The sequence below is a fragment of the Bartonella sp. OC68QHHN genome (assembly GCF_042193875.1).
In the GTDB taxonomy this organism is placed as follows: Bacteria; Pseudomonadota; Alphaproteobacteria; order Rhizobiales; family Rhizobiaceae; genus Bartonella; species Bartonella grahamii_A.
Map to the genome: position 1 here is coordinate 258,142 of NZ_JBHIME010000023.1, position 20,465 is coordinate 278,606.

The 20,465-nt window shown below is 35.1% G+C and carries 16 protein-coding genes, 1 tRNA gene and 1 pseudogene; 12 read left to right on the plus strand and 6 right to left on the minus strand.

The window, feature by feature from the left end; translation table 11 throughout:
* Positions 1-359: 359 nt before the first annotated feature.
* Together ACFIJ0_RS03825 and ACFIJ0_RS03830 are read right to left on the minus strand one after the other, a co-directional pair.
* A complete protein-coding gene (locus ACFIJ0_RS03825; protein WP_375644231.1) occupies positions 360-5,876 on the minus strand; it encodes a Vomp family autotransporter in 5,517 nt (1,838 codons plus the stop codon).
* A gap of 910 nt (positions 5,877-6,786) precedes the next feature.
* Positions 6,787-7,293, minus strand: a complete 507-nt coding sequence (locus tag ACFIJ0_RS03830; protein WP_375624692.1) for a helix-turn-helix domain-containing protein — start codon at positions 7,291-7,293, stop codon at positions 6,787-6,789.
* Positions 7,294-7,437: 144 nt separating this feature from the next.
* Here ACFIJ0_RS03830 and ACFIJ0_RS03835 point away from each other — a divergent pair, with 144 nt between their 5' ends.
* Positions 7,438-7,857 (plus strand): hypothetical protein, encoded by a 420-nt coding sequence (locus tag ACFIJ0_RS03835; RefSeq protein ID WP_375644232.1) that lies wholly within the window; start codon positions 7,438-7,440, stop codon positions 7,855-7,857.
* Positions 7,858-8,233: 376 nt separating this feature from the next.
* Positions 8,234-8,503 carry a hypothetical protein gene (locus tag ACFIJ0_RS03840; protein WP_375624694.1) on the plus strand — a complete coding sequence of 90 codons (270 nt, stop codon included), beginning with the start codon at positions 8,234-8,236 and terminating at the stop codon, positions 8,501-8,503.
* 319 nt (positions 8,504-8,822) lie between these two features.
* Here ACFIJ0_RS03840 and ACFIJ0_RS03845 read toward each other — a convergent pair whose 3' ends face one another.
* The 3 genes from ACFIJ0_RS03845 to ACFIJ0_RS03855 form a co-directional block, all read right to left on the minus strand.
* The gene (locus tag ACFIJ0_RS03845) at positions 8,823-10,034 is read right to left on the minus strand and encodes an MFS transporter (RefSeq protein ID WP_375644233.1); all 1,212 of its coding nucleotides are present in this window, start codon (positions 10,032-10,034) and stop codon (positions 8,823-8,825) included.
* A gap of 812 nt (positions 10,035-10,846) precedes the next feature.
* Entirely contained in the window at positions 10,847-11,068 is a 222-nt protein-coding gene (locus tag ACFIJ0_RS03850) for a hypothetical protein (protein ID WP_375624913.1), read from the minus strand.
* 60 nt (positions 11,069-11,128) lie between these two features.
* Positions 11,129-11,290 carry a hypothetical protein gene (locus tag ACFIJ0_RS03855; RefSeq protein WP_375624696.1) on the minus strand — a complete coding sequence of 54 codons (162 nt, stop codon included), beginning with the start codon at positions 11,288-11,290 and terminating at the stop codon, positions 11,129-11,131.
* Between the two features lie 1,262 nt (positions 11,291-12,552).
* Between ACFIJ0_RS03855 and ACFIJ0_RS03860 the strand changes: the two genes are divergently transcribed.
* The 10 genes and pseudogenes from ACFIJ0_RS03860 (at position 12,553) to ACFIJ0_RS03905 (ending at position 19,534) form a co-directional block, all read left to right on the plus strand.
* On the plus strand, positions 12,553-12,801 hold the full coding sequence (locus ACFIJ0_RS03860; RefSeq protein WP_375624697.1) for a hypothetical protein: 249 nt from the start codon (positions 12,553-12,555) through the stop codon (positions 12,799-12,801).
* A gap of 90 nt (positions 12,802-12,891) precedes the next feature.
* Positions 12,892-13,146 (plus strand): hypothetical protein, encoded by a 255-nt coding sequence (locus ACFIJ0_RS03865; protein WP_375624698.1) that lies wholly within the window; start codon positions 12,892-12,894, stop codon positions 13,144-13,146.
* A gap of 2 nt (positions 13,147-13,148) precedes the next feature.
* Entirely contained in the window at positions 13,149-13,742 is a 594-nt protein-coding gene (locus tag ACFIJ0_RS03870) for a hypothetical protein (protein ID WP_375637018.1), read from the plus strand.
* Positions 13,743-13,747: 5 nt separating this feature from the next.
* Positions 13,748-14,179 (plus strand): hypothetical protein, encoded by a 432-nt coding sequence (locus ACFIJ0_RS03875; protein WP_375637020.1) that lies wholly within the window; start codon positions 13,748-13,750, stop codon positions 14,177-14,179.
* Between the two features lie 612 nt (positions 14,180-14,791).
* Positions 14,792-15,010 (plus strand): hypothetical protein, encoded by a 219-nt coding sequence (locus tag ACFIJ0_RS03880; protein WP_375624701.1) that lies wholly within the window; start codon positions 14,792-14,794, stop codon positions 15,008-15,010.
* A gap of 384 nt (positions 15,011-15,394) precedes the next feature.
* Positions 15,395-15,499: pseudogene (locus ACFIJ0_RS03885) on the plus strand (YqcI/YcgG family protein); the annotation flags it as partial.
* Positions 15,500-17,843: 2,344 nt separating this feature from the next.
* Entirely contained in the window at positions 17,844-18,017 is a 174-nt protein-coding gene (locus tag ACFIJ0_RS03890; protein WP_375661400.1) for a hypothetical protein, read from the plus strand.
* Complete coding sequence (locus ACFIJ0_RS03895; protein WP_375624926.1) at positions 18,010-18,321, plus strand: hypothetical protein; 312 nt, start codon at positions 18,010-18,012, stop codon at positions 18,319-18,321. Before ACFIJ0_RS03890 ends, ACFIJ0_RS03895 begins: the two co-directional genes overlap by 8 nt.
* A complete protein-coding gene (locus ACFIJ0_RS03900; RefSeq protein ID WP_375624703.1) occupies positions 18,240-19,229 on the plus strand; it encodes an MFS transporter in 990 nt (329 codons plus the stop codon). Before ACFIJ0_RS03895 ends, ACFIJ0_RS03900 begins: the two co-directional genes overlap by 82 nt.
* 179 nt (positions 19,230-19,408) lie before the next feature.
* The gene (locus ACFIJ0_RS03905) at positions 19,409-19,534 is read left to right on the plus strand and encodes a hypothetical protein (protein WP_375624704.1); all 126 of its coding nucleotides are present in this window, start codon (positions 19,409-19,411) and stop codon (positions 19,532-19,534) included.
* Positions 19,535-19,695: 161 nt separating this feature from the next.
* On the opposite strand, the gene ACFIJ0_RS03910 is transcribed toward ACFIJ0_RS03905, so the two are convergent.
* Positions 19,696-19,785: transfer RNA gene (locus ACFIJ0_RS03910), tRNA-Ser, on the minus strand.
* Positions 19,786-20,465: the final 680 nt, after the last annotated feature.

The window sequence follows — 20,465 nt, forward strand, 5'->3', positions numbered from 1 at the left end:
CCTCCAGTAAAATTGAAATACATTTAAATATATATTTTTGTCTCACTAGAAAGTTTTAATAGATTTCTAGAGAGTATGAGGATTTTTTCTATCTGTAGAGTGCTACAGATTTTTTAGATTTAAAAATTAAAGCAGAAAATAATGCACTTATAATTTATGAACAAACTCATTATCTTATTTTGAAATAAGACGTTTCACTTTGGTGAAATTGTATGGTTTTTCTGTTTTTTAAACCTGCGTTTATCATTATAGCCCTTATCAATATATATATATATATATTTATTTACATATGTAAAAACAATTCACCCCTGGCTCATGAGACAGGGGTGAAAAGGGATTTTTATGTATTTTGTTTATTATTAGTTCAATGTCATGTTGAATCCTGCACCTATACCCCAGTGACCTCCAGAAGTTGTTGCGGATATGTTAGAGCGATATTTTCCATTTTCTGAAGTGTAACCTGCACCAAAGGCAAATGCAGATTGGCTACGCCATAAACCACTACCAAATCCAACGCTTAATTTTCCAGGCGTATCATTGTAGCGTAAGTTAGACACTGCTAAACCAATCGCAGCTGCTTGTCTTGCCTCTTTTTTCACACTCTCAATACTATAGTTTAAAACATCAAACTTCATATCTGTATATTGCTTAGCCCGATCAACAGCATCATCAATCGCATCAATCACAATATTATTAACCCGTTGATCTGTATACTGCTTCGATTCATCGAGAATAATCTTCATCTGTTCTTTAGTATAGTCATGGAGTTGACCACCATTTACAGCTTCTTTCGAACCTTTTTCAATTTTACCATCAGCTACATTATCAATCATAACAGGTTCACCAGGATCGCCGCCCGCTAATGTGATTTTATTGGTTTTTTTGCCGTTTTCATCTCTGTCATAACGAACAGCGTCCTCAGCAATATCGTTAACTTTATTATCAATATTATCAACTTTGGCATCAATATTGAGAACTGTATCACCAATATCGGCAATCGTATTGGAAATGTTATTAACTCTGTTGGTAAGATGCTTAACATCTTTTTCAACACCAGTGACACGTTCATTGGTCTCCCAAAGTTGTCCACCATTAACTGCATCTTTTGAACCTTCTGCAATTTTACCATCAGCTACATTGATAATTTTATTCGGCTTACCATCGCGACCAGCATCATAGGCTTTTTCTTTATCATTCCACTTTAAAGCATCTGAATCGACCTTGTTGATGACATCATCAATACGGTTATTAATATTTGACATATTTTTATTAACGTCACCAAAAGCATCAGCGACATTATGGTGCTCTTTCTCAACAGTCGTACCATCAGCATTGACTTGAACAATTTTAAAAGTAGGATCTGTCCATTTGCCATTCTCATATTTAGCACCGCCACCGAAATAATTAGCAAGCTGGTTGCTCATCAAATAAAGCTGGTTACCCGTAATGGCATCCGTTGAACCATCCGCAATCTCACCATCTAAAAGATACTTCAATTTGCTCTTTGTCTTCTGCCCATCTTTTTCATGACGTGCAACAAATGCTTCTTCTTCTTCATCCCACAGTAAAGCATCTTTAGAGATACCTTCAATTTTCTGATTAAACTCATTAGATACATTTGTTAAGCGTTGATTCACATCTTGAACATTTTTATCAAGACCTGTTAAAGCTGAACCAACGTCATAAAAATTAGCCTGCCCGACCTCACCCTCTACAATAGCCGATAAAGTATATTTCAGCCCTTCAAAAGCACCGTTAATAAACTTTGCACCACCACCAAAAAACTTTGCAATATCTGCTGATATTTTATTAATCTGACTACCATTGATTGCATCGTGGGAATTTTCAGAAATGCTGCCATTTTTCACGTTATGAAGAGCAACTGGTCCGTTGTTCTTATCACCGCCCAAAGTTACACTACCATAATTAATACTATCATCGTCATTCTTATCATAGAGAACCGCAGCAGCAGTTGCTGTCTCAATATCTTTAGTAATATCCTTTATGCTTTTATCAAGTTGATCTTTGTTAACAGCTTCATCACCCTTCTCTGCTGCCTTAACACCAGAAATCTTGCGTGCTATCTTGCCAATGCCTGCAACATTGATCTCAGTACCAGCTGTATCCTTACCTATGGTAATAGGCGCTGACACACCTCCCTCTTGTTTAACAAGACTATTCTCTGTCACATTATTAATCTGATTATAGATATCCGTGATAGAATTATCGACACCCGCAAAAGCATCAGAGACATTATGGTATTGTTTCACAACAATATCACCGCTTTCATTACGTCGAGAAACTATGAAAGTAGGCTCTATCCACTCTCCATCCTCATAACTAGCGCCACCGCCAAAATAATTTGCAATCTTATCGCCCATCGCATAAAGTTGGGAACCATTTATTGCATCTGTTGATTCTTCTGAAATATCGCCATTCAAAAGGTCGGTAATCTTACTATCTGTTTTACGTCCGTCTTTTTCATGATGCGCAGAAAATGCTTGTTTACCATCATTCCAAAGTAAAGCATCTTGAGAGAACTTATCAAATTTATTGTCTACATATTGTATATGTTTATTGACATTTTTGATATTGACATCAAGCCCTTCAAGAGCCTCACCAACATTGTAAAAAGTCTTCTGAACGACATTACCATCTGCAGAAACTATAGATAAATTATAATTTGGACCTACAAAGACGCCATTTTCAAATGCTGCATTCCCACCAAAGAAATTCGCAATATCTCCAGATATCTTATTAATCTGACTACCATTTATTGCTTCTGTTGAACTTTCAGAAATTTCACCATCTTTGACACCTGCAATGATCCGTCCTCCATCAGTACCTGTGATATCAATTTTTGTCCCGTCTTTTACTTTACCAATGGTAATAAGCTTTTCGCCCTCATCCCATTGAACAAGACTATTGCCTGTTGCATTGTTAATCTGCGTGTAAATATCCGTGATAGAAGCATCAACAGCCGCGAAAGCATCAGTTACATTGTCGTGTTTTGCATCCTGAACAGTAAAAGTCGGTTTGAAGCCATCAATTACATCTGTCTCACCGCCAAAATATTTTGAAATATTATCAGCATAATTGAAAAGCTGATGACCATTTATTGCTTCTGTTGAATCGGAACTGACTTTTCCAACTGCAACACCAGAAATAATTCGACTCCTGCCTTCAGAGTTCGCAACTTTGATTTCAATACCTTCTTTTTCTTTACCAATGGTAATAAGCTTTTCGCCCTCATCCCATTGAACAAGACTATTATCTGCTATTTGATCCTTTATTTCATTCAGCTGTGAAACATTTACGGCATCATTCTCATTAGTACCCTTTTGTACTCCTCTAATTTTTGTATTGGCAGCATAGATACCACCCTTGGTCATGTTTGGACCGTCCTTGATCATGAAGCCGGCATTACTCATTCTGCTATCCCCTGCTTCTACACGACCAACTTTAATATATTCGCTTAAATCAAAGGATACGTTATTACCTTCACTTTTGACAATTTTTATATTTGTGTTCTCACTCTCATTATTATCATCGTCTTTCTGCTTAACTGCAACAAAATTCACCGTACTACCAGCTTTAACATCTGTAGCTTCCTCACCATTGACAGAAAGCTTCCAGCCTGTTGCCATCCCTGCTGTAAACTCTTTTAACTGCTTATAATTTACTGCATCGGTATCTTCTTCCCCTGCAGCTACTCCTTTAATCGTTTTATCACCAGCATGAATGCCATTAACAGTTATGCTCGGACCATTACCACCTTCAAACCCAAAGCCAACAGCACTCATAACGCTTTCTCCTGCTGTGACAGTCATTACCTGAATATCATCAGCCAAACCAAATTCTACAGTGTTGTCATCGTTTTTGGTAATGTGGATATTCTGGTTATCTTCATCACCAGCTGATTGCAAATTTACAACATCGTTTGGACCAACAGTCGTAGCATCTTCACCATTAACAGAAAGTGTCCAGCTTCCTGCTTTCGATATCAATCCTTTTACCTCATTCAGCTGTGCAAAGTTAACTGCATCGGTATCCTCCTCCCCCGCTGCTACTTTTGCAATTCTTTTATTGCCAGCTTCAATACCTTCAAAAGTTATTCTTGGCCCCCCTCCAGTAAACAGAAAGCCGTCATCACTCATAACGCTTCTTCCTGAAGTAACACTCGTTACTTTAATATTATCAGCCAAATCAAATATTACATTGTAATTATCATCTTTTGTAATCTTGATATTCTTGTTGCCTTCCTCACCAGCTGATTGCAAATTTAGCGTATCATCTCGGCCTACAGTCGTAGTATTTCCACTGTTGACAGAAAGTTTCCAACTCGTTTGAGCTGCTTCTTTTACAGCTTTTAGCTGTGCATAATTTACAGCATCAGCATCAGTTTCTCCATCTGCTACTCCTGTAATCTTTTTATTGCCAGCAGAAATACCATCAACAGACATTTTGGGACCATTACCATCAACAAACATAAAGCCATCATTACTCATAATGGTTGTTCCTGTAGTGACTCTGGTCAATTCAAGAGTATCACTCAAAGTAAATTGGATTTTATGCTTATTCTCTGCAGTGTTTTTTGCAATCGTTAAGTTGGTATTGCTCGTTGAAAAATCTATTATATTGCCTGGATTCACGTCTGTAAGATCTGTATCATTAGCAGAAAGTTTCCAGCCCCCTCCCCCTGCTATGACATCTCTCATAGCTTTTAGTTGCGCCACGTTTACCGCATCCGTATCTTTCGATCCAGCTGCAACTCCTGTAATCTGCCGCGTTAGCTGGCTTTGACCATCTTTACCATCAACTTCACCAATACTAAAAGCCCCTGCAGTGCTTTTCCATGCTATACGGCTATCTGTCGTCGGGCCATCTAGATAAGGGTCATAACCAAAATCACCCTTTTCTCTATCAGAGACAGAGCCACCACCAATAGCAACACCATCAACAACAGTTACATGTGCGTTTGCACCAATAGCAACTGAATCTTCCGTTTCAGCATAGGTATGCGTACCTATAGCAATCGCGTTTTCTCCCTTTGCTGTTACTTTTCTGCTAGCCTCTGGAGTTCTGTCAGAGTCCCTGCTCCCTATTGCAATAGAACCTGACCCCAAAGCTTCCGCTTCTGAACCTATAGCAATTGCATAATTCCTTTCTGCTTTTGTCTTAGTCCCTAAAGTAACGCTATTTTTACCAGAAGCGGTTGCAAGTCCACCAATAGCAACCGTAGACTCTCCCGATGCTTCTGATCCCACACCCATAGCAACACTTGCTTTTCCAGCTGCAAGTGCAGAAACACCAAAAGCTTGTGCTCCACCAGCTTTTGCGGTGGCACCAGCACCAAATGCCGTTGAATAATTCCCTATTGCAGAAGAACCACAACCGGTAGCAAAAGAATAAACACCATAAGCCTCAGGCATAGCGTTAGCAGTACCACCAGTAGTAAATGCTGACATATAACCACCAGAGCCACCAGAGCCATTCGTAATCCCCTCACTAACCCAAGCCTCTTTTTCAGTAGTCGTGCCATAAGGATGACGATTTTGAAAAGCTTGATCGTTTATAAATCTATTATACTGCTCTTCTGCAGTTATCCGATTAGCATCAACAATTGTCTGCTGTTGCTTTCCTCCACGTCCAATAACATTATCTACACCACAATAATCATCATCACCAGATAAAACAATACTCCCATGACTACCATATGGATATACCACATTAGGACCAGGTGTACTTTGACTCGTCCCTCCTACTATCGCAAGATTGGAAGCAAAAACAGGAGAAACACTCGATAAGAGTGTAGCCATTACCGCACTAAACGAGACAGCTTTAATTAAATTTGGTGTGGAATATTTTTTTTTCATAAGAACCTCCTCCAACAGAGTTCAACATCATTACAACGCGTGAAAACACATATGGCAAATCCCTTAGTTTGCGCACTTCAAAAACAAATAAATCAAGACAAAACCCTCCCATCGACACCGCTATTTATTACGGCATCGCCCTAAAATCTTTGCAACAACATCGAATCTAGAAAAGTCCCCAACCCTTTTAGCTAGAGGGATTCAAGCTAAAAAATAAATAAAAACACAAGACTTTGAAAATATAACGTAATCTCCATTCAAAACACTGCGATTTATCTCTTAACAAAAATAATTTCACTAAAGAGCAATTCTACTTTTTAAGTAAAGCGCCTCAGAAGAATGGCAAGAGTGTAAAAAGAATTTTTTATAAATTTGCAAAAATACTTTTCAATAAATTAGCTGTTCTTATAAGAAAAAATTTATGATTTTTTTAACTTATAGCATAATGTAATGGATAACGATTATCATAATGACCTCACTCTTTTCTGCGAGGTAAGCTGTTTCAATATATGATACATATCTTTGAAAGAAATCTTATAATGATGCACGCTCTGTAAAAAATTTCAACGTGCTCATCTCATCATCTTCATAAAAGACAAAGCGCGCCTATAAATAGTCTTTCCTTCTTCTCTCTTATATGTCTGTTATCCTTTTATAGGAACAAAACATCGTCATTGTATTTTCACTGTTGTATAAATTTTTTTGTATTAATAACTGCAATTCTTTTTATAAGAAGTTTTATCTTTATTAGAGCAATACATTAATTTATAATGATAATTTATCATTTTTTCATGTTGAATAAGTAACCAAAAAAATCGTGAGATTTTCTTATTTCAAACCTGTTTATACAATAAAACTCAAAAAAGTTTTATTTTTAAAAAAGGCTGCTCATTCGTATCTTATGAAGTTTCTAGATGTGCTTTTCAGATTCGATTTTACGCTTTAAATATAATTTTAAAAGTGGCAAAGTGGCTTCGACTTCTTCCATATCATTGAGGTTTTGAATAAGCTCTTGCAATTTTCCATAAAGCTCTGCTGCTAATTCCGCAACATCTTCAGGAGAAAGATCTATTTTTGCATCATGATAGATCGTATAAGCTAAATGTCCAAGCTTTTTCATCAGCCCAGCAGGAATCGCTTGCGGTTTAAAACCAACTGCTTTCGCCTTTGCCATATCTGAAAACATCTCGCCATTGCCCGTTACAAGCCAATCTAATGAAACACCACAAATTTCTTGATATTTGGAGAGCGCAGAGGCTGTAGGCTCACTTATACCAGTTTCATAAGTTCCTACAGAGCCAGCAGTGATACCAAGATGTTCAGCAAACTGCTTCCGCTCTGTAAAACCAAGAGCGTGACGCACTTCACGAAAACGTTTTGCCAACTCAGTTTTAGGTTTTGCTTCCGGACGAGCCAAAAAACACCCCAAAATCAATATAATTGTTGACTAAATAATTATATTGATTTGTAATTATTACTGCTCCTTAAGAAGAGCAGTTATCACATACATAACCCCACAAAAACAGATGTTGCAGCATCCGTTTAAGCAGGAGCGAAAATTATGACAATTACACAAAAAATGCAATCGCCGTGGTATTTTACTGAACTGCGCTCCTGTAATATAACCTTGGAAAAACTCAAGCCTATCAGAGGCTATTTTCCAGAGTCAAAAACATTTGGACACAGCCCAATGAAAAAGATAAATGCGCCACTCCAACTCTATCAGTTTGCACACCAAGTAATCTCTTGCCAACTGCTTTCTCAAAGTCGCAGTCATATTCTTTCAAAAGCAAAAAGTCTAATACGATTCTCTTCATTTCATGCTGTGCAATATACCACTGAAATCTTATTACAAAAATATGCAAATGCATTTCCCATAGGTTTTTATAAGGTAAAAAGTTTATCAATGTCTAAAAATCAATATAAAATAGGCAAAATAATTGGTATTCTACAAAAAAATGAGATTATCACTTGTTATTAAACAATTAGACGTTTACAAACCATGTTTGCTTATTTTATATATTAATGGCACTAATTTAGCTGTAATTGGCAATAGAAATTTCAGAGTGTTTGGTTTATCGTCAGAATGCTTCTCCTCTATGCACATTAAAAGCCTTTTGGCAATGTATTTTAAATGCTATAAGTTCTATAGTAAACACATTACCATCCATATTTACAATTGGGCGCTTCAAAATCTTGGAGTAATAAAGTCTTTAAATAGACATTGATTTAAAAGCGCGTATTTTGCAGAAAATTGATAAAACCATGAGGTTCGTATACATGGCAATTCTAAGTGATAATAGTGGAGTGATACTTAAAAAAGCTACATGGAAAACCGCAACATGGAGGGATTAAGCATGACCTCTTTATGCGATAAAGAATTATCTGATACACTGGTTGGTCTTTATGACGACTATCAACGCGGTTTCGACATTGGAGAAGAGCTTAAATTGTGCGTGGATTTGGCGTTATCTCTTGAATTGGAACTCAGTATTCACCGTTTAAGTGAAACAGATGCTGTTTTAAAAAAAGAGATTGTGCAAACCTTGAATCGTCGCAGGAATACTCATTCCAATGAAGATGAAATTGATACAATTTTTCATATGGATTTTGAAAAACAAAAATAATGCAACACTCTCCTTATATGATAAGATAGTACCTCATCGCTTTACTTTCTAATGCACTTAAACAAAAAAACTTTCAAGAAGATTTAAAGTGTGGCGTTTTCGTCTTCTTAACAACAGTGAGATGAATTAAAGAAACGCAGCAATTCTTTTGGGTCATTATCAAAAAATAGAGAGTATTCTCTAGCATACATCAATTTATGCTTTATTCATTAAGCACCAACTGTTACATTTTCTCACTCCCCTGTAAAAGCAAAATATGAAATATGCTGTAGCGTAAATGTTTATAAAATAGCGTATATTTACCACACTTAAATGTAATTTATTGTTTTTCATGTCTATAAAACAGCACTATGAGTATTCCAACAAGCGCAACAATACTTTGAAAAAAATATATCGATTGAGGTGATATGCTACTGTTATCGCTTGCCATAATGAGATAGACTCCGAGGATCAAGCATCCAGAGATACCATTACAACTTGCCTGCAATCTTCCTTGGTATTCAGGATCACAAGAGAGTTGTGATAAAGAAATCGAAAGAGCCCAACTCGAAAGTCCAAATCCAATCATAAAGTAAACAGGAAAAATAATAAAATTGTGTGTATTAAAAGATAGAATAGCGAGGCCAATAGCCATAAAAGCTAATAAAATGGCTAATGTTTTCCTTATGGATAAAACTTTACAAAGAAGTGGTGAAAAAAACGCACCAGTCAATACGCCCATAGAATAAAGCACCTCAAATATTGCAAAAGTCCTGCTATCCGCATGCAAAACCTCTTGTATATAAGGAACGAGAATAACAGGAATGGTCATCAAAAGAGTCATAATAATCATCTGGCTTATATAAGGTACAAAAAGAGCCGGATTCTGTTTAAAATAATGAAGGGATGCTGTATAATTTTTCCACCAATTTTGCTGGTTTTGATTTTTAGATCTTCGGTTTCTAGGTACCTTCATTGCAAAGTTAAATAAACCAGCAATAATAAAGAATATACCACCTATTAGAAGAGTTCCTTTTGTTCCTGCATAAGACAGTATCAATCCACTTAAGCCCATACCTACGATAGTACCAAGCTCATAAATCATATCGATGGTTGCATTTGCATTGATGAGCTGTTCCTTCAGCACAATACTTTGAATTAAAGAAACAGCTGATGGCATATAAAAAGAGATAAAAATACCCAAAAGAGCAGATAAGACCATCAATTCAATTTCTATACCAAAATGCCAAAGCATTACCCAGCCCACGATTACCAAACCTCTTATAAGATTTGAAATAATAATCTGCGTTTTACGATTATATTTATCTGCTAATATGCCCAAAATAGGGGCAAAAATAATGCTAGGCGTCCAAAGAAAAAGCATCATCAACGCTACACCACGGATTGAACTCGTCTGATTGTAAGCAAGCCATGACAATGCAATATAATTTAGTCCATTTCCAAATGTAGCAAATAAGCCGCTCAAAGTAAAATAGAGAAAAGTTCTATTTTCAAATAAAGCAATGCGTTCCTTCAAATTTGAAGTGAACATAAATTATCCTCTAAAATAAATACCAGTCGATATGCATGATACATCCTGTTTAAAAACAGGCATTCTTATGAATTTTATTTTAGATCATTAAATTTAAGAAAGCAAAATTCCTTTTTTAAGGCTTTTAAAATCTTTGTGCTGTTGTATGATTAATCATTCTATGAAAACAAAACATTTATGCACAAAAATACAATAAAATTAAAATGTGATGTATGTTTTATTCAGAAAATACATCTTTATACATATGTAGAACAATTTTATAATATTGAAGCTTCACACACATCATTGTCCGTATTATTCCGTGCACTAAAATATGCTCGAGTACATCCCTCCATGTCGTTCTTCTATCACCACACTTCGTCTCTAGAAAAATAAACATACTATTATCCTCACGATAAATATTGATAACTTTTCTACTCTCCTTCTCTAAATCTTTTAAAACAAGCCCATTACAGTTAGTTTTCCAATTAAAATATATAACGTGATATTTTTCCTGAGCAGTTAAATTATTGCAATCATATCTCTAAAGTTTCAGATTTAGAGTACGAATACATAAAGGAGGATCTATCGTGGATAAATTGATTAATAAATGATTTTATTCATAATCAAAAACAAACCTTATCTATATGATGTCGTATTTGTTGATGAATTAAAGAAACAGGAGCAGCTACATCAATTGTTATAAACCGCTCATCTATTTCTGATAAAACTTGGTATACTTCATAAGCTTTTTCAATAAAAGAGAGTTTTTCTTCGTATTTTAAGTTTAAACCATCCCTTTTCTGCAACCGTTCCAGTATAGTAATGGGTGGTCAATGAAGATAAAATGTAATATGAGGTCTTGGAATAGATTGATTTGATTTAACTACACTTTCAACAAAAAACTCTCGAGCATAAAAATAAGCAAGACTAAAATAAACATATCGATCGCTAATTAATAAATTTTGCGATGACATTATGGAAGGTTCAGTAATTTTAAGCGTATATTTGCGTCTATCTGTCGCTACTAAGAGTGCTAAAAGTAACGGATCAATTGCTTTTCCATTATCTAATTAGTCTCTAATTTCTGGATTATTTCTAGACCAATAACTGGGTTAAAAAGTTTGTATTATATGTTTTTCTGTTGAGTAATGGCGAGCAATTTCTTTTGTTTGTGTTGTCTTGCCACTCCCATCAAGCCCGCATAAAACAATAAAAGAACCAGAAAATTTCTTTAGAGACTGTATGGAATTATAAACTTTTTTATCAAGATACATTTTGTCTATATACTCTCCATAAGTTAAATTGTTTTATGTCTAAAATCTCTTAACATTTAATAAGGTGTTTTTTAACTCATCTCTAAAAAGAAAAACACAATACTCTCGCATTTGTATAACTTATTAACTTTATGATAAATGGCGGTATATAAACTTAGTTTTAAGATAAGGTTATATTTTAGACAACTTAAAATGAGATTAATTATTTGTAAAATATATATTTTTTGTTCACACTCCATAACCTGCCATTTTCTAACGAATTCTAGTAGAGTTTCTGAGGATTACTCCTATAACGCCGTGTAAGCGTATAAAAATGAGTTCGCTCTAAGTATATCATTGCCCCTAAGAGCTGATACTGAATTCCGCTACATAGGAATCTAATGAAATCAACTCTGTCTTTTCTCAGACCACTGCCCACGCTATAAGCATTTGATATTCGATTTCGTCAAAAAGTAGCAGAGAAATTCTCGGAAAACATCGCTGAGATATTGAAATATCCCTTACAAAAGCGTTTGAATCAAATGTTTCACTATATTTTTCGGTATATTCATAAATTGAAACTAAGAATATTATATAAGCCTTCAAACAACGACAACGTCCAAATCAGCCGTAACAAAGCCTCCTAAAACTGAACCAATAATACCTCTCTATGAAAAAGGCTACCATGTAAAGGCTTTAATACAACCGCACACCTTAGTGTTAATGCCATAAGTGTTTCTGATAGATAACGAAGTTTATTGCCACAACAACATCTAACAACGGTCAATAACAAAACCTCAACCTTAAGTATAAATAAATCAACTTGAAAGTGCAAAATATATCTCTAGGACATAGTTATGTTCGTTATCTGGCTTTTCCCCTTATTGGCAAGCCCCCGCAAGAGACGGAGTAAAAATACCAGCCTCCATCGCTACTCATTCTCCTGAAAATAAGCTATCACTACCATAAACATCAGCGTTCAAATTTTTTCCACCGAAAAAACTTGCTATGCCCAGTAATATGTGTGTGTATTCATTATTTGTAAACATGTGTGCTGATTTATAATACTGCGTGTTTTTAAGAGATTCCGAAATGGGGGATGATTTGTGCAAACAACTGATGTTTCGGTTTTATGAGCTTATTGTCCTGCTATATCTTTCTGATATGGTTCTATTCTTAAGTAATCTTTGGAATGCTTATTGCATAACATCCTCATCGGTTTTCCTAGGCGTAACCGGGGCTTTGGGCACCCTTACGCCCTATCTTTTGAAAAAAGTAGACTTGTGCGCATTAAAGTCTCACTGCGGTTGGTCAATTTATACAAAAGGCGGATCATTATCTATAGCCTTCTTTTATTGATTGCTCTTTTCCATTATGCTGATTTCCCCTTTGGCTTTGTTGCTGTCTCTATCGGTTATCTCTCTTTGATTACCTTAAGAACACTCAAGACTTATAATACTAAACTAGCACTTAGTGGTTATATTAGCGCCCAAAAGGCTTCCCGCATTACGCAAACGGTGGTTGCAAATTGACATTTTGGGAGTAGCACTGCATGGTTATCTCTTAGAAGCAACCCAGCCCACAAGGGACAAGCGGCTGAAATCGGCTATAATGGTTTGATTGTGGCTATTTGTGTGTTTGACATCATTATAAGCCTTATAGCCGGATATATCATCTTTTGCGATGAATATAACGTTACAGATACCACACCATTTGCAACCGATAAGAAGCCAGCACCTACACTGCAAGCGAATGGACTCTCCCGTGAGCTTAAACTTTTATACGTCTGTATAGGACTTATTGGCTTTCATATTTGCGCTTATAATACGCTGGCAACCATTCTTTTTCAGAATGTAAAAAATTTTGTCTCTGAATAATTATGAGCTTTGTAAGTGCGGTTGCGGGCGTGGGCGCTTTTTGGGCTGCTTTTATAAAAATCCCTCACTTTGAATTTATTCTCCCAGCCCTTATGTTGAGCGTGGCTGATCTTATTTTTAGCACCACACAATCGCCCTATTTGGCTGTAGTTTTTTGCTTTTTTATTGGCTTTTCAATGAATCCCATGCGAATTAATGCCCGCAAACATACGATTGAAGCGACCAAAACAGAGGCTCAAGCAGAGCTGGTGGGAAACTATAGCAGCATATGCTTTAACTCTTTCCCAATCGGTAGGTTATGTCATCCTTGGTCTTCTTACAAGCTCTGCCCTTATAGGGAGTCAAGCAGCTGTTCATCTTCTACCCCTTATAGGCTTGATAATCTTTATTTATGTTCTTTCCCTTTTATCATAGTGGAACAAAGTATGAAAAAACCTATTTTTATTGTCGACCCTTTCTCCACAGGTGCCCTCTATGTCCCTGCTTTGCAAAAATTTAGGCTATGCTTGTTATGGCGCTGTCTCTCCACAAGCTCCTTTTTCACACTATATGCTTTCTTATCAGGGAGAGGGCATGGTAGAAGCAAAACTTCATAATGTAGATGAAGATACGCTTTCCTATGGGCGCGATAGAGGCCGTGGTGGCAGGCGCCGAAGGAGGTATTTATTATGCAGTGCAATTGGCGGTTTATTATGATTGCCCTGAGAATCATCCCTCAACCACCAATTGCCGACGTAAAAAGGCAGCGATGCAAAAACGCCTTTGTGAAAATGGTTTATCTTACATCCGATCAAAGATTCTTACAAAAGACGATTGTACTCTCGATGATTTTGAAAGCCACAGAGGCTATGTGGTAAAGCTGAATAATTCTGGTGGAAGCGGTGGTGTTTTTTCTCCAGCCATGAAGAAGTGGCAGTATGGTCCTATAGAATCGACTGAACGCAGAAAAATATTTTTGGCGCACCTAACGAGGCTATTTGCTCCAAGAAAGATTGGAGGGAGAGGAATACATCGCCGACACCGTTGTAAATGAAGAGGCTATAAAAATATGTAGTTTATTATAATATAAAAGGTATTCATAATGGAAGTGCTTTTATTTATGAATCGCTTGATGTGCTTGATGCTCAAGATGCCCTTATGCCCTCTTATCTCTTATGCAAAACAATGCATTCGCGCGCTGGGGATTGAATATGGACCCGCGCGCGCATCTGGAAATCATGCAAACAGCTCGTGGTCCAGTGATAATCGAAGTAGGAGCCTGCCTCCACGGAGGAATTGCATCCACCTTGTTCGCGCATTGCTATGAAGATGATTTACTTGAAAGCTCCGTTAACCTTATTGCAGGAGTGTTTTAGCAAACACCAAGTCGCTTTAAGAAAAAAGGGCGTATTATCTTTCTTATCAACGAGATCGATGGTCATATTATAAAAGATGTTAACTTATGGCGGCAAAAGCTTCATTCTTGGGAAAATGTAGTTGATTTTATGCTCTTTATTAAAGAAAACGAGCCCCTACTCCTAAACATCGATTTAAATACCTGCTCAGCTATTATAGCAATTTGGGGACGGAGTGATGATGAATTATCAGCTTTGGAGAGGATCATTCATAGCAATTTCTTATAAAATACAACAATTGAGAAGAAAACATGGATTCAGCAGCGCAAATAATGGAAAATATAGATAAATATGAAAAATGGAAGCAAGTCATTTTTAAAGAATTCGATGCAACCATGAATAACACAATTAGGACTTTCCCCTGCCTATTCGGTGTAAATGGATACTCAAAAAATATGCTTAAATTTGGGTTCTACAACAAGTTGACCGCAAAAAATATAGATGGAAGACCTGATAACTTATTGCGATAACTATAAAAGTTTTGGAAAGAACATATCTTTTGTTGCATTCGAGGAGCCTGCCCCCATACAAAGTATCGAAGTTTATAGAGAAAATTCTAGTCTATACTTAAAGATTTGCGAGCTCTTGATGCCCGAGAATGACCTAAGCATATACCAAAAAATATGGACAATCGTCTATAGGAGTTCTGCTTTCATGGCGAACCTATGTTCATAATTTGCAATACCTCATCTCATATAAACAGAGTTAAATAAGTTCTACATTTATGTTAACTTTTTAGCCTAGGTATTTTTTCTGATCTTCTCGCTACAAAACAAAAAACAAAAAATGCATTATCGTTGTAGGAAAAAAGACTGAACCTTTTGATATTATAACAAAATCTCTTTTTAGGAAAATATGTCGAACCCCAAAATAGAGAATGGATGCAATACTTCCTGCAAGATGATAATATTCAATCCCTACCTTGCCCATATCATCTAATGGAGCACGATAATGACTAAGTTTTCTAAAATTAAATTAAATAAAAATATTTATGATATATTAAAAATGATGCTGCCAAAACAAGGCTCGATAGAGATACAACGGGATTTTCCAAAAAATACGATTGGCATATTCACAAGGTCGATGAAATTCTCTTATGATTATAGAGGGAGGATTAGAATTTTTCTATAGCGAAAAACGTATAACCTATACACTAGGAGATATTATGCATCTACCTGCTAATACAAGGCACAAATCAATTGCAGCAGATGTAGGATGCATATATGCATCTTCTACAGAAAATCTCACTATTGGAGATAGGTAACTGCACGCTCTTTAATGGATTCTTTCTCATGCAGGATTTTATTCTTTTACTCCTGCTTCCCATAATGTGCCCCTAGATTCTGCGCAAGATAAGGCTATGAAGTTTACCGACTCTGCCCCAAACCAACGTAGAAACTTTTTAGAAACCGCATTTTACAGCACAAAATAGAACGTTGGAGAATATTTACATTCAAACTTATAGATGAAGGAGGCATAGGTATTAAACGAACCATCAATTAGTGGCACATCTTGATAGATGTGAATTCGCTTTTTACAAAGCTGAAAACAATCTATACCATTTAAGCTTTTTCCTGACAAAAAATCGCTAAGAACGTTATTCTTTAGGAATAATAATGGATAAAGCTTAACGGATTAAACAACAAGGAAATAATTTTGTTTACAGCTTTATTATCGAGCATTTACAGATGGATTCTAGTATTATCTCTATCTGGAACTCCCTACAGGCATAAAGCAGAAAAGTTATCAAGCATACTTAGTATACCTATGACAACTGCTATTACCATGCGTGATGGCTCTAAAATGTAGATGGATTTGAACTTTTAAATAATTTTTTAACTCTTGTATCACTTTACTTCTATACTTTTTAAATAATATTCAATAACTTAAGTAAAATAAATATTTTTATTTTGGTTTTGGTGTGTTGTTAATCTAAATCATATGAAGCGAATATATTAAAGAATTAAAATAGTTATATGTCGATATTGAAGTCGCCCTATTTTACCAAAAGAAGAACTATTACGACATAGGTGGATTTAGCTATTAATTTTTTGTTGCAAACAAGTGGAAAAAGAATGCTGAATGTAGAAAAAATTGCATAAGAATCTTTAACAAAAATGATTAAAATTTAGATAGAGTTACAAAACATACAATAAAATTTGTTCCATCAGCGCTGCAATTATTTCTGGTTAATTTATTCTACCGATATCATTAAGGCTTTCTTCTAATGACATCGTCTATCATTAGAGGGAGATATATGATTGTTTTTCGAATTGTGACAGAACACAAATTTCGTGATTTATTTTGCCCATTAGAAGATGTTGGTTAGTTGAGTAAGTTTAAAAAATACATAGCATTCCGTATAATGCAGTGTGTATGTATATAACTTCTCAGGATGATCGTGTTAATAGCAATGTTTAAGGGGTGCCTTTTTTGGAAAGATTGTACCGCAATTACGAGTATCTCTAGGAGGAAAAGCGCTGATTTTTAGAACAGAGAGAAACATTGATCATAACAGTTTATTAGGCTAAACGCAGAATATTTATCTTAATAATTGATGATCAAATTATAACAGAATAGGTTTTTGATAATCATAAAGAAAAAGGTAGAGAGCATGTTTCTTTTCGTTAAGGAAGAGTGTTGCTCATTTTTCTTTCTAAAAGTAAGCAAATTCAAAGATATTTTTTTATTCTTATAGTGGTGAGAAAATAATTGTCGAAGTCAGTGAAGGAGAGATTCCAATACATTGTTACAAAATTTAATAAAAGTTAGAATACTTAAAAACTATTTAGTTGCTATGATGATTTAAAAATACCAGATTAGGATACGGGGAATTCAAGAGCTCAAAACTTTGTGATAGCATTGGTTTAGAATCACATCTTGTTTATTCAGACGAAATGAGCCAATTATTATATGTGATAGAAACATATGGGTGGAGAATTTAAAAAAAGCGTATCCAGAATCTAACTTAAAGGTTATTAGAACTGTGGTCGTAAGATTGGCTTTGTCTCATGTTGCTCAAAAATTAGAAACCACTCTTGTTATGACTAGACTAAATTTAGAAGATCTGCTCACTGAAAGTTTTTATAATATTATGAAATGATAAAAAATATTAATATTTCTTCTTGTCTCGTACATGAAGCAGATGCTATTTGTGTTTGTTATCCGTTGCACCATTGTTCGAAATATATTTTAGATGGTTGTCACTTGAAATATGCCTTGGAAAATTATTTGGTAAGAGAACGTACCCATATATATTGGAGAGCAGTTTCTTATTATTTGTCTCAATCTATGAGCACAATATTGCCTGGTATAGAATTCATGCTAATAGATGGCCTGCAAAAAATGAGTACTCGTAGTGCATTTAAATGCAAATTTTATGAAAAATTAGGATTTAGTGCCGAACCACATTTAACAACAGAAGAAATTACAAAATGGCTTAACGCTTTATCTGGAAATAAGAAAAGTGTTGCGTAATTCTGTTTTTCTTATGATTTTGATTGGATGTTTAACAAGTTTTTGTGCTAGTAGTATATTATCTATTGGCCTTTCTTTATTACAATTGCAAGATACAACAGGAAAAGCATCTGCTACTCTAAATGTTGTTAATTTAATTGCAATTGGAATTGCAAGCTTATGTTTGGGAAATGTGTTGTCGCGCTACCAAGGCTTTATAATTGGATTTTATAGTCAAATTATTTGTGCTGCCTTGCTATCTTCCTTATTATTTATAAACAACTCAATACTTATTTTATTTGTGTTTTTTTACTTGCTCTATTGATGGGAGCTGATAACCCAAATAATAACACTGCTTTAAATCAATTAATTTCAGACCCAAAACACAAAGCTAGTATTTTTGCATTTTATACGAGTTGCTGTCAGTTTTTTATTATTGTGTCTCCATTGCTTATATATTTTATAATTGCGCATTTGGGGCACAAAATAGCTATAGCCTTTGTTGTCTTTATTTATCTTTTAAATGCCAGTTTATGGTTTTATATGAAGTATATACAGAAAATAAATAGGATAAAAGAACCATCAAAAAGACCAATTCAAAGATCTTATGGTGTTGGTTTTAGGTGCCTTTGGCAAATTTCTGCTTTGCGGTTTTTGACGATTAATCGTATCTTGAATAATTTTCTCTATACAGGCGCTATCGTTTTATTGCCACTTGTTCTTGCATCGATAACATCAGATAATATAAAATTTACAGCCATTCAAAATTCTGTTTTTGCTTTGTCAGCACTGGGTTTTGTAATCAATGGCTTTGTTTCATCCTATTATTTACGGAAATTTCCATCTTTAGTTCGTTTTTTCGTATGGGGTGCACCAGCTTTCGCAATAATTGCCATCTCTTTTGTTTTATATTTAAACTTTACCCAATACTCTCTCTATATCATGGGCTTTTTATTAGGAATTGGGCAATTTTATTTTAGGGTATCTGGGATAACAATTGGTCAAGCCATTACACCTAGTGACAATTTAGCTGAGGTGATTTTGGTAGGTGATGCCAGCGTTCGCATTATAACAGCTTTATTTTCTATTGTGCTTTTATATGCAGCAAACTTTTTTTCATTTCCTACATTATACGGCCTCTGTATATTCATAGGTTTTTGCGCCCCTTTATTTATTTTACATGGACTATCTATTTACTTAAAAGGTTTAGAGATAAAAAAGAGTGCCTCATGAATGATATTCAATTACTACGTCAATCTTTTTTGATTATGGTATAGATAAAAAGTTTGTACAAATACTCATCACATTAATTTTAAATGAGCACATTGCGTGAAAAAAGCTGAGGTGCTCGTTACCTCTCATGTGGATAAAACGCATTTAGCCCGTTAATCAATGGAAATGCAAATAGCACTATGATCACCATTAATTCTGAAGCTCTATCAGAAATTAGTGATAATGGCAAAAACCGTTTAATGATATTTGAAGAGATCGTTTATGCTAAATCAGGTTATCTCAAGATCGAGAGGAGAGGAGCTTAGAAATATAAAATTAGTGGAAATTCAACAGCAATTTCTAGGTATACATAATGACAGGCATAGATTGGCGCGAACTGGTCAATTGCAAACAGTAAAAAATCCTGAAAATAGTGAGCTTTTTAAGCTATGTCATATCAAGCATATGACAGTTCGTTTTAAATTAATGGCGGAGAGAGAGGGATTCGAACCCTCGATATGGTTTCCCATATACACGCGTTCCAGGCGTGCGCCTTCAACCACTCGGCCACCTCTCCAGAAGTTTGCACTATACCCAGAAAGAAATAACGTGCAAGTCTAAACTATACATTCAAAACTCAAAAAACAAATTCATTTATTAAAGTAAGAGCTTATATCTGTTGAATAACAAGCACATCCTTTCTTTTTAAGAAAAAACTTTTTCCGTGGATAGGTTTGGATAATACAATAATGGGAATAAAAAAGATTGTCACCAGTTATAAACTTTCATGCTTATTTACGCACTTTCTGCTTCACAAAAAAATACTTCTCTTAAAATTGGCATATAGTCCATGGTTTTACACAACCAAATAATTAAAATCACTTTCTTATACATCATAAGCGGGGATGATAGTATGTGGGGGAAAGAACATTTTAAGAGAGGATAAGTGCCTCTTATGCATTTTCTTAAATAGCACAAATTTTTGCAACATTGAGGGCTGTAAAATAGTGTGATGGTGTCAGTTTTCCATTTCATAGGATTACAGAATAAGCCCTACTCTAAATCCTCTATTCAATTTCACACTTCTATATTTAGTTGATACTAAAGAAAATAAAATTTAGATAAAAAAGGCCTTTGCATTTTTAATTTAAGATGTATGATTATATCTTATTTTCTGAAGTGAAAAAATATTCTCAATTTTGGCCAAATACAAAATCATAAAGATGCAAACCTGTTTTCATTTTTACCATATACTTT

Bases quoted from the DNA above. Each gene is read 5' to 3' on its own strand.
- ACFIJ0_RS03825 (WP_375644231.1), bottom strand. From the start codon at position 5,876: ATGAAAAAAAAATATTCCACACCAAATTTAATTAAAGCTGTCTCGTTT.
- ACFIJ0_RS03835 (WP_375644232.1), top strand. From the start codon at position 7,438: ATGACAATTACACAAAAAATGCAATCGCCGTGGTATTTTACTGAACTG.
- ACFIJ0_RS03840 (WP_375624694.1), top strand. From the start codon at position 8,234: ATGACCTCTTTATGCGATAAAGAATTATCTGATACACTGGTTGGTCTT.
- ACFIJ0_RS03845 (WP_375644233.1), bottom strand. From the start codon at position 10,034: ATGTTCACTTCAAATTTGAAGGAACGCATTGCTTTATTTGAAAATAGA.
- ACFIJ0_RS03855 (WP_375624696.1), bottom strand. From the start codon at position 11,290: ATGTATCTTGATAAAAAAGTTTATAATTCCATACAGTCTCTAAAGAAA.
- ACFIJ0_RS03870 (WP_375637018.1), top strand. From the start codon at position 13,149: ATGAGCTTTGTAAGTGCGGTTGCGGGCGTGGGCGCTTTTTGGGCTGCT.
- ACFIJ0_RS03875 (WP_375637020.1), top strand. From the start codon at position 13,748: ATGAAGATACGCTTTCCTATGGGCGCGATAGAGGCCGTGGTGGCAGGC.
- ACFIJ0_RS03880 (WP_375624701.1), top strand. From the start codon at position 14,792: ATGGATTCAGCAGCGCAAATAATGGAAAATATAGATAAATATGAAAAA.
- ACFIJ0_RS03905 (WP_375624704.1), top strand. From the start codon at position 19,409: ATGATCACCATTAATTCTGAAGCTCTATCAGAAATTAGTGATAATGGC.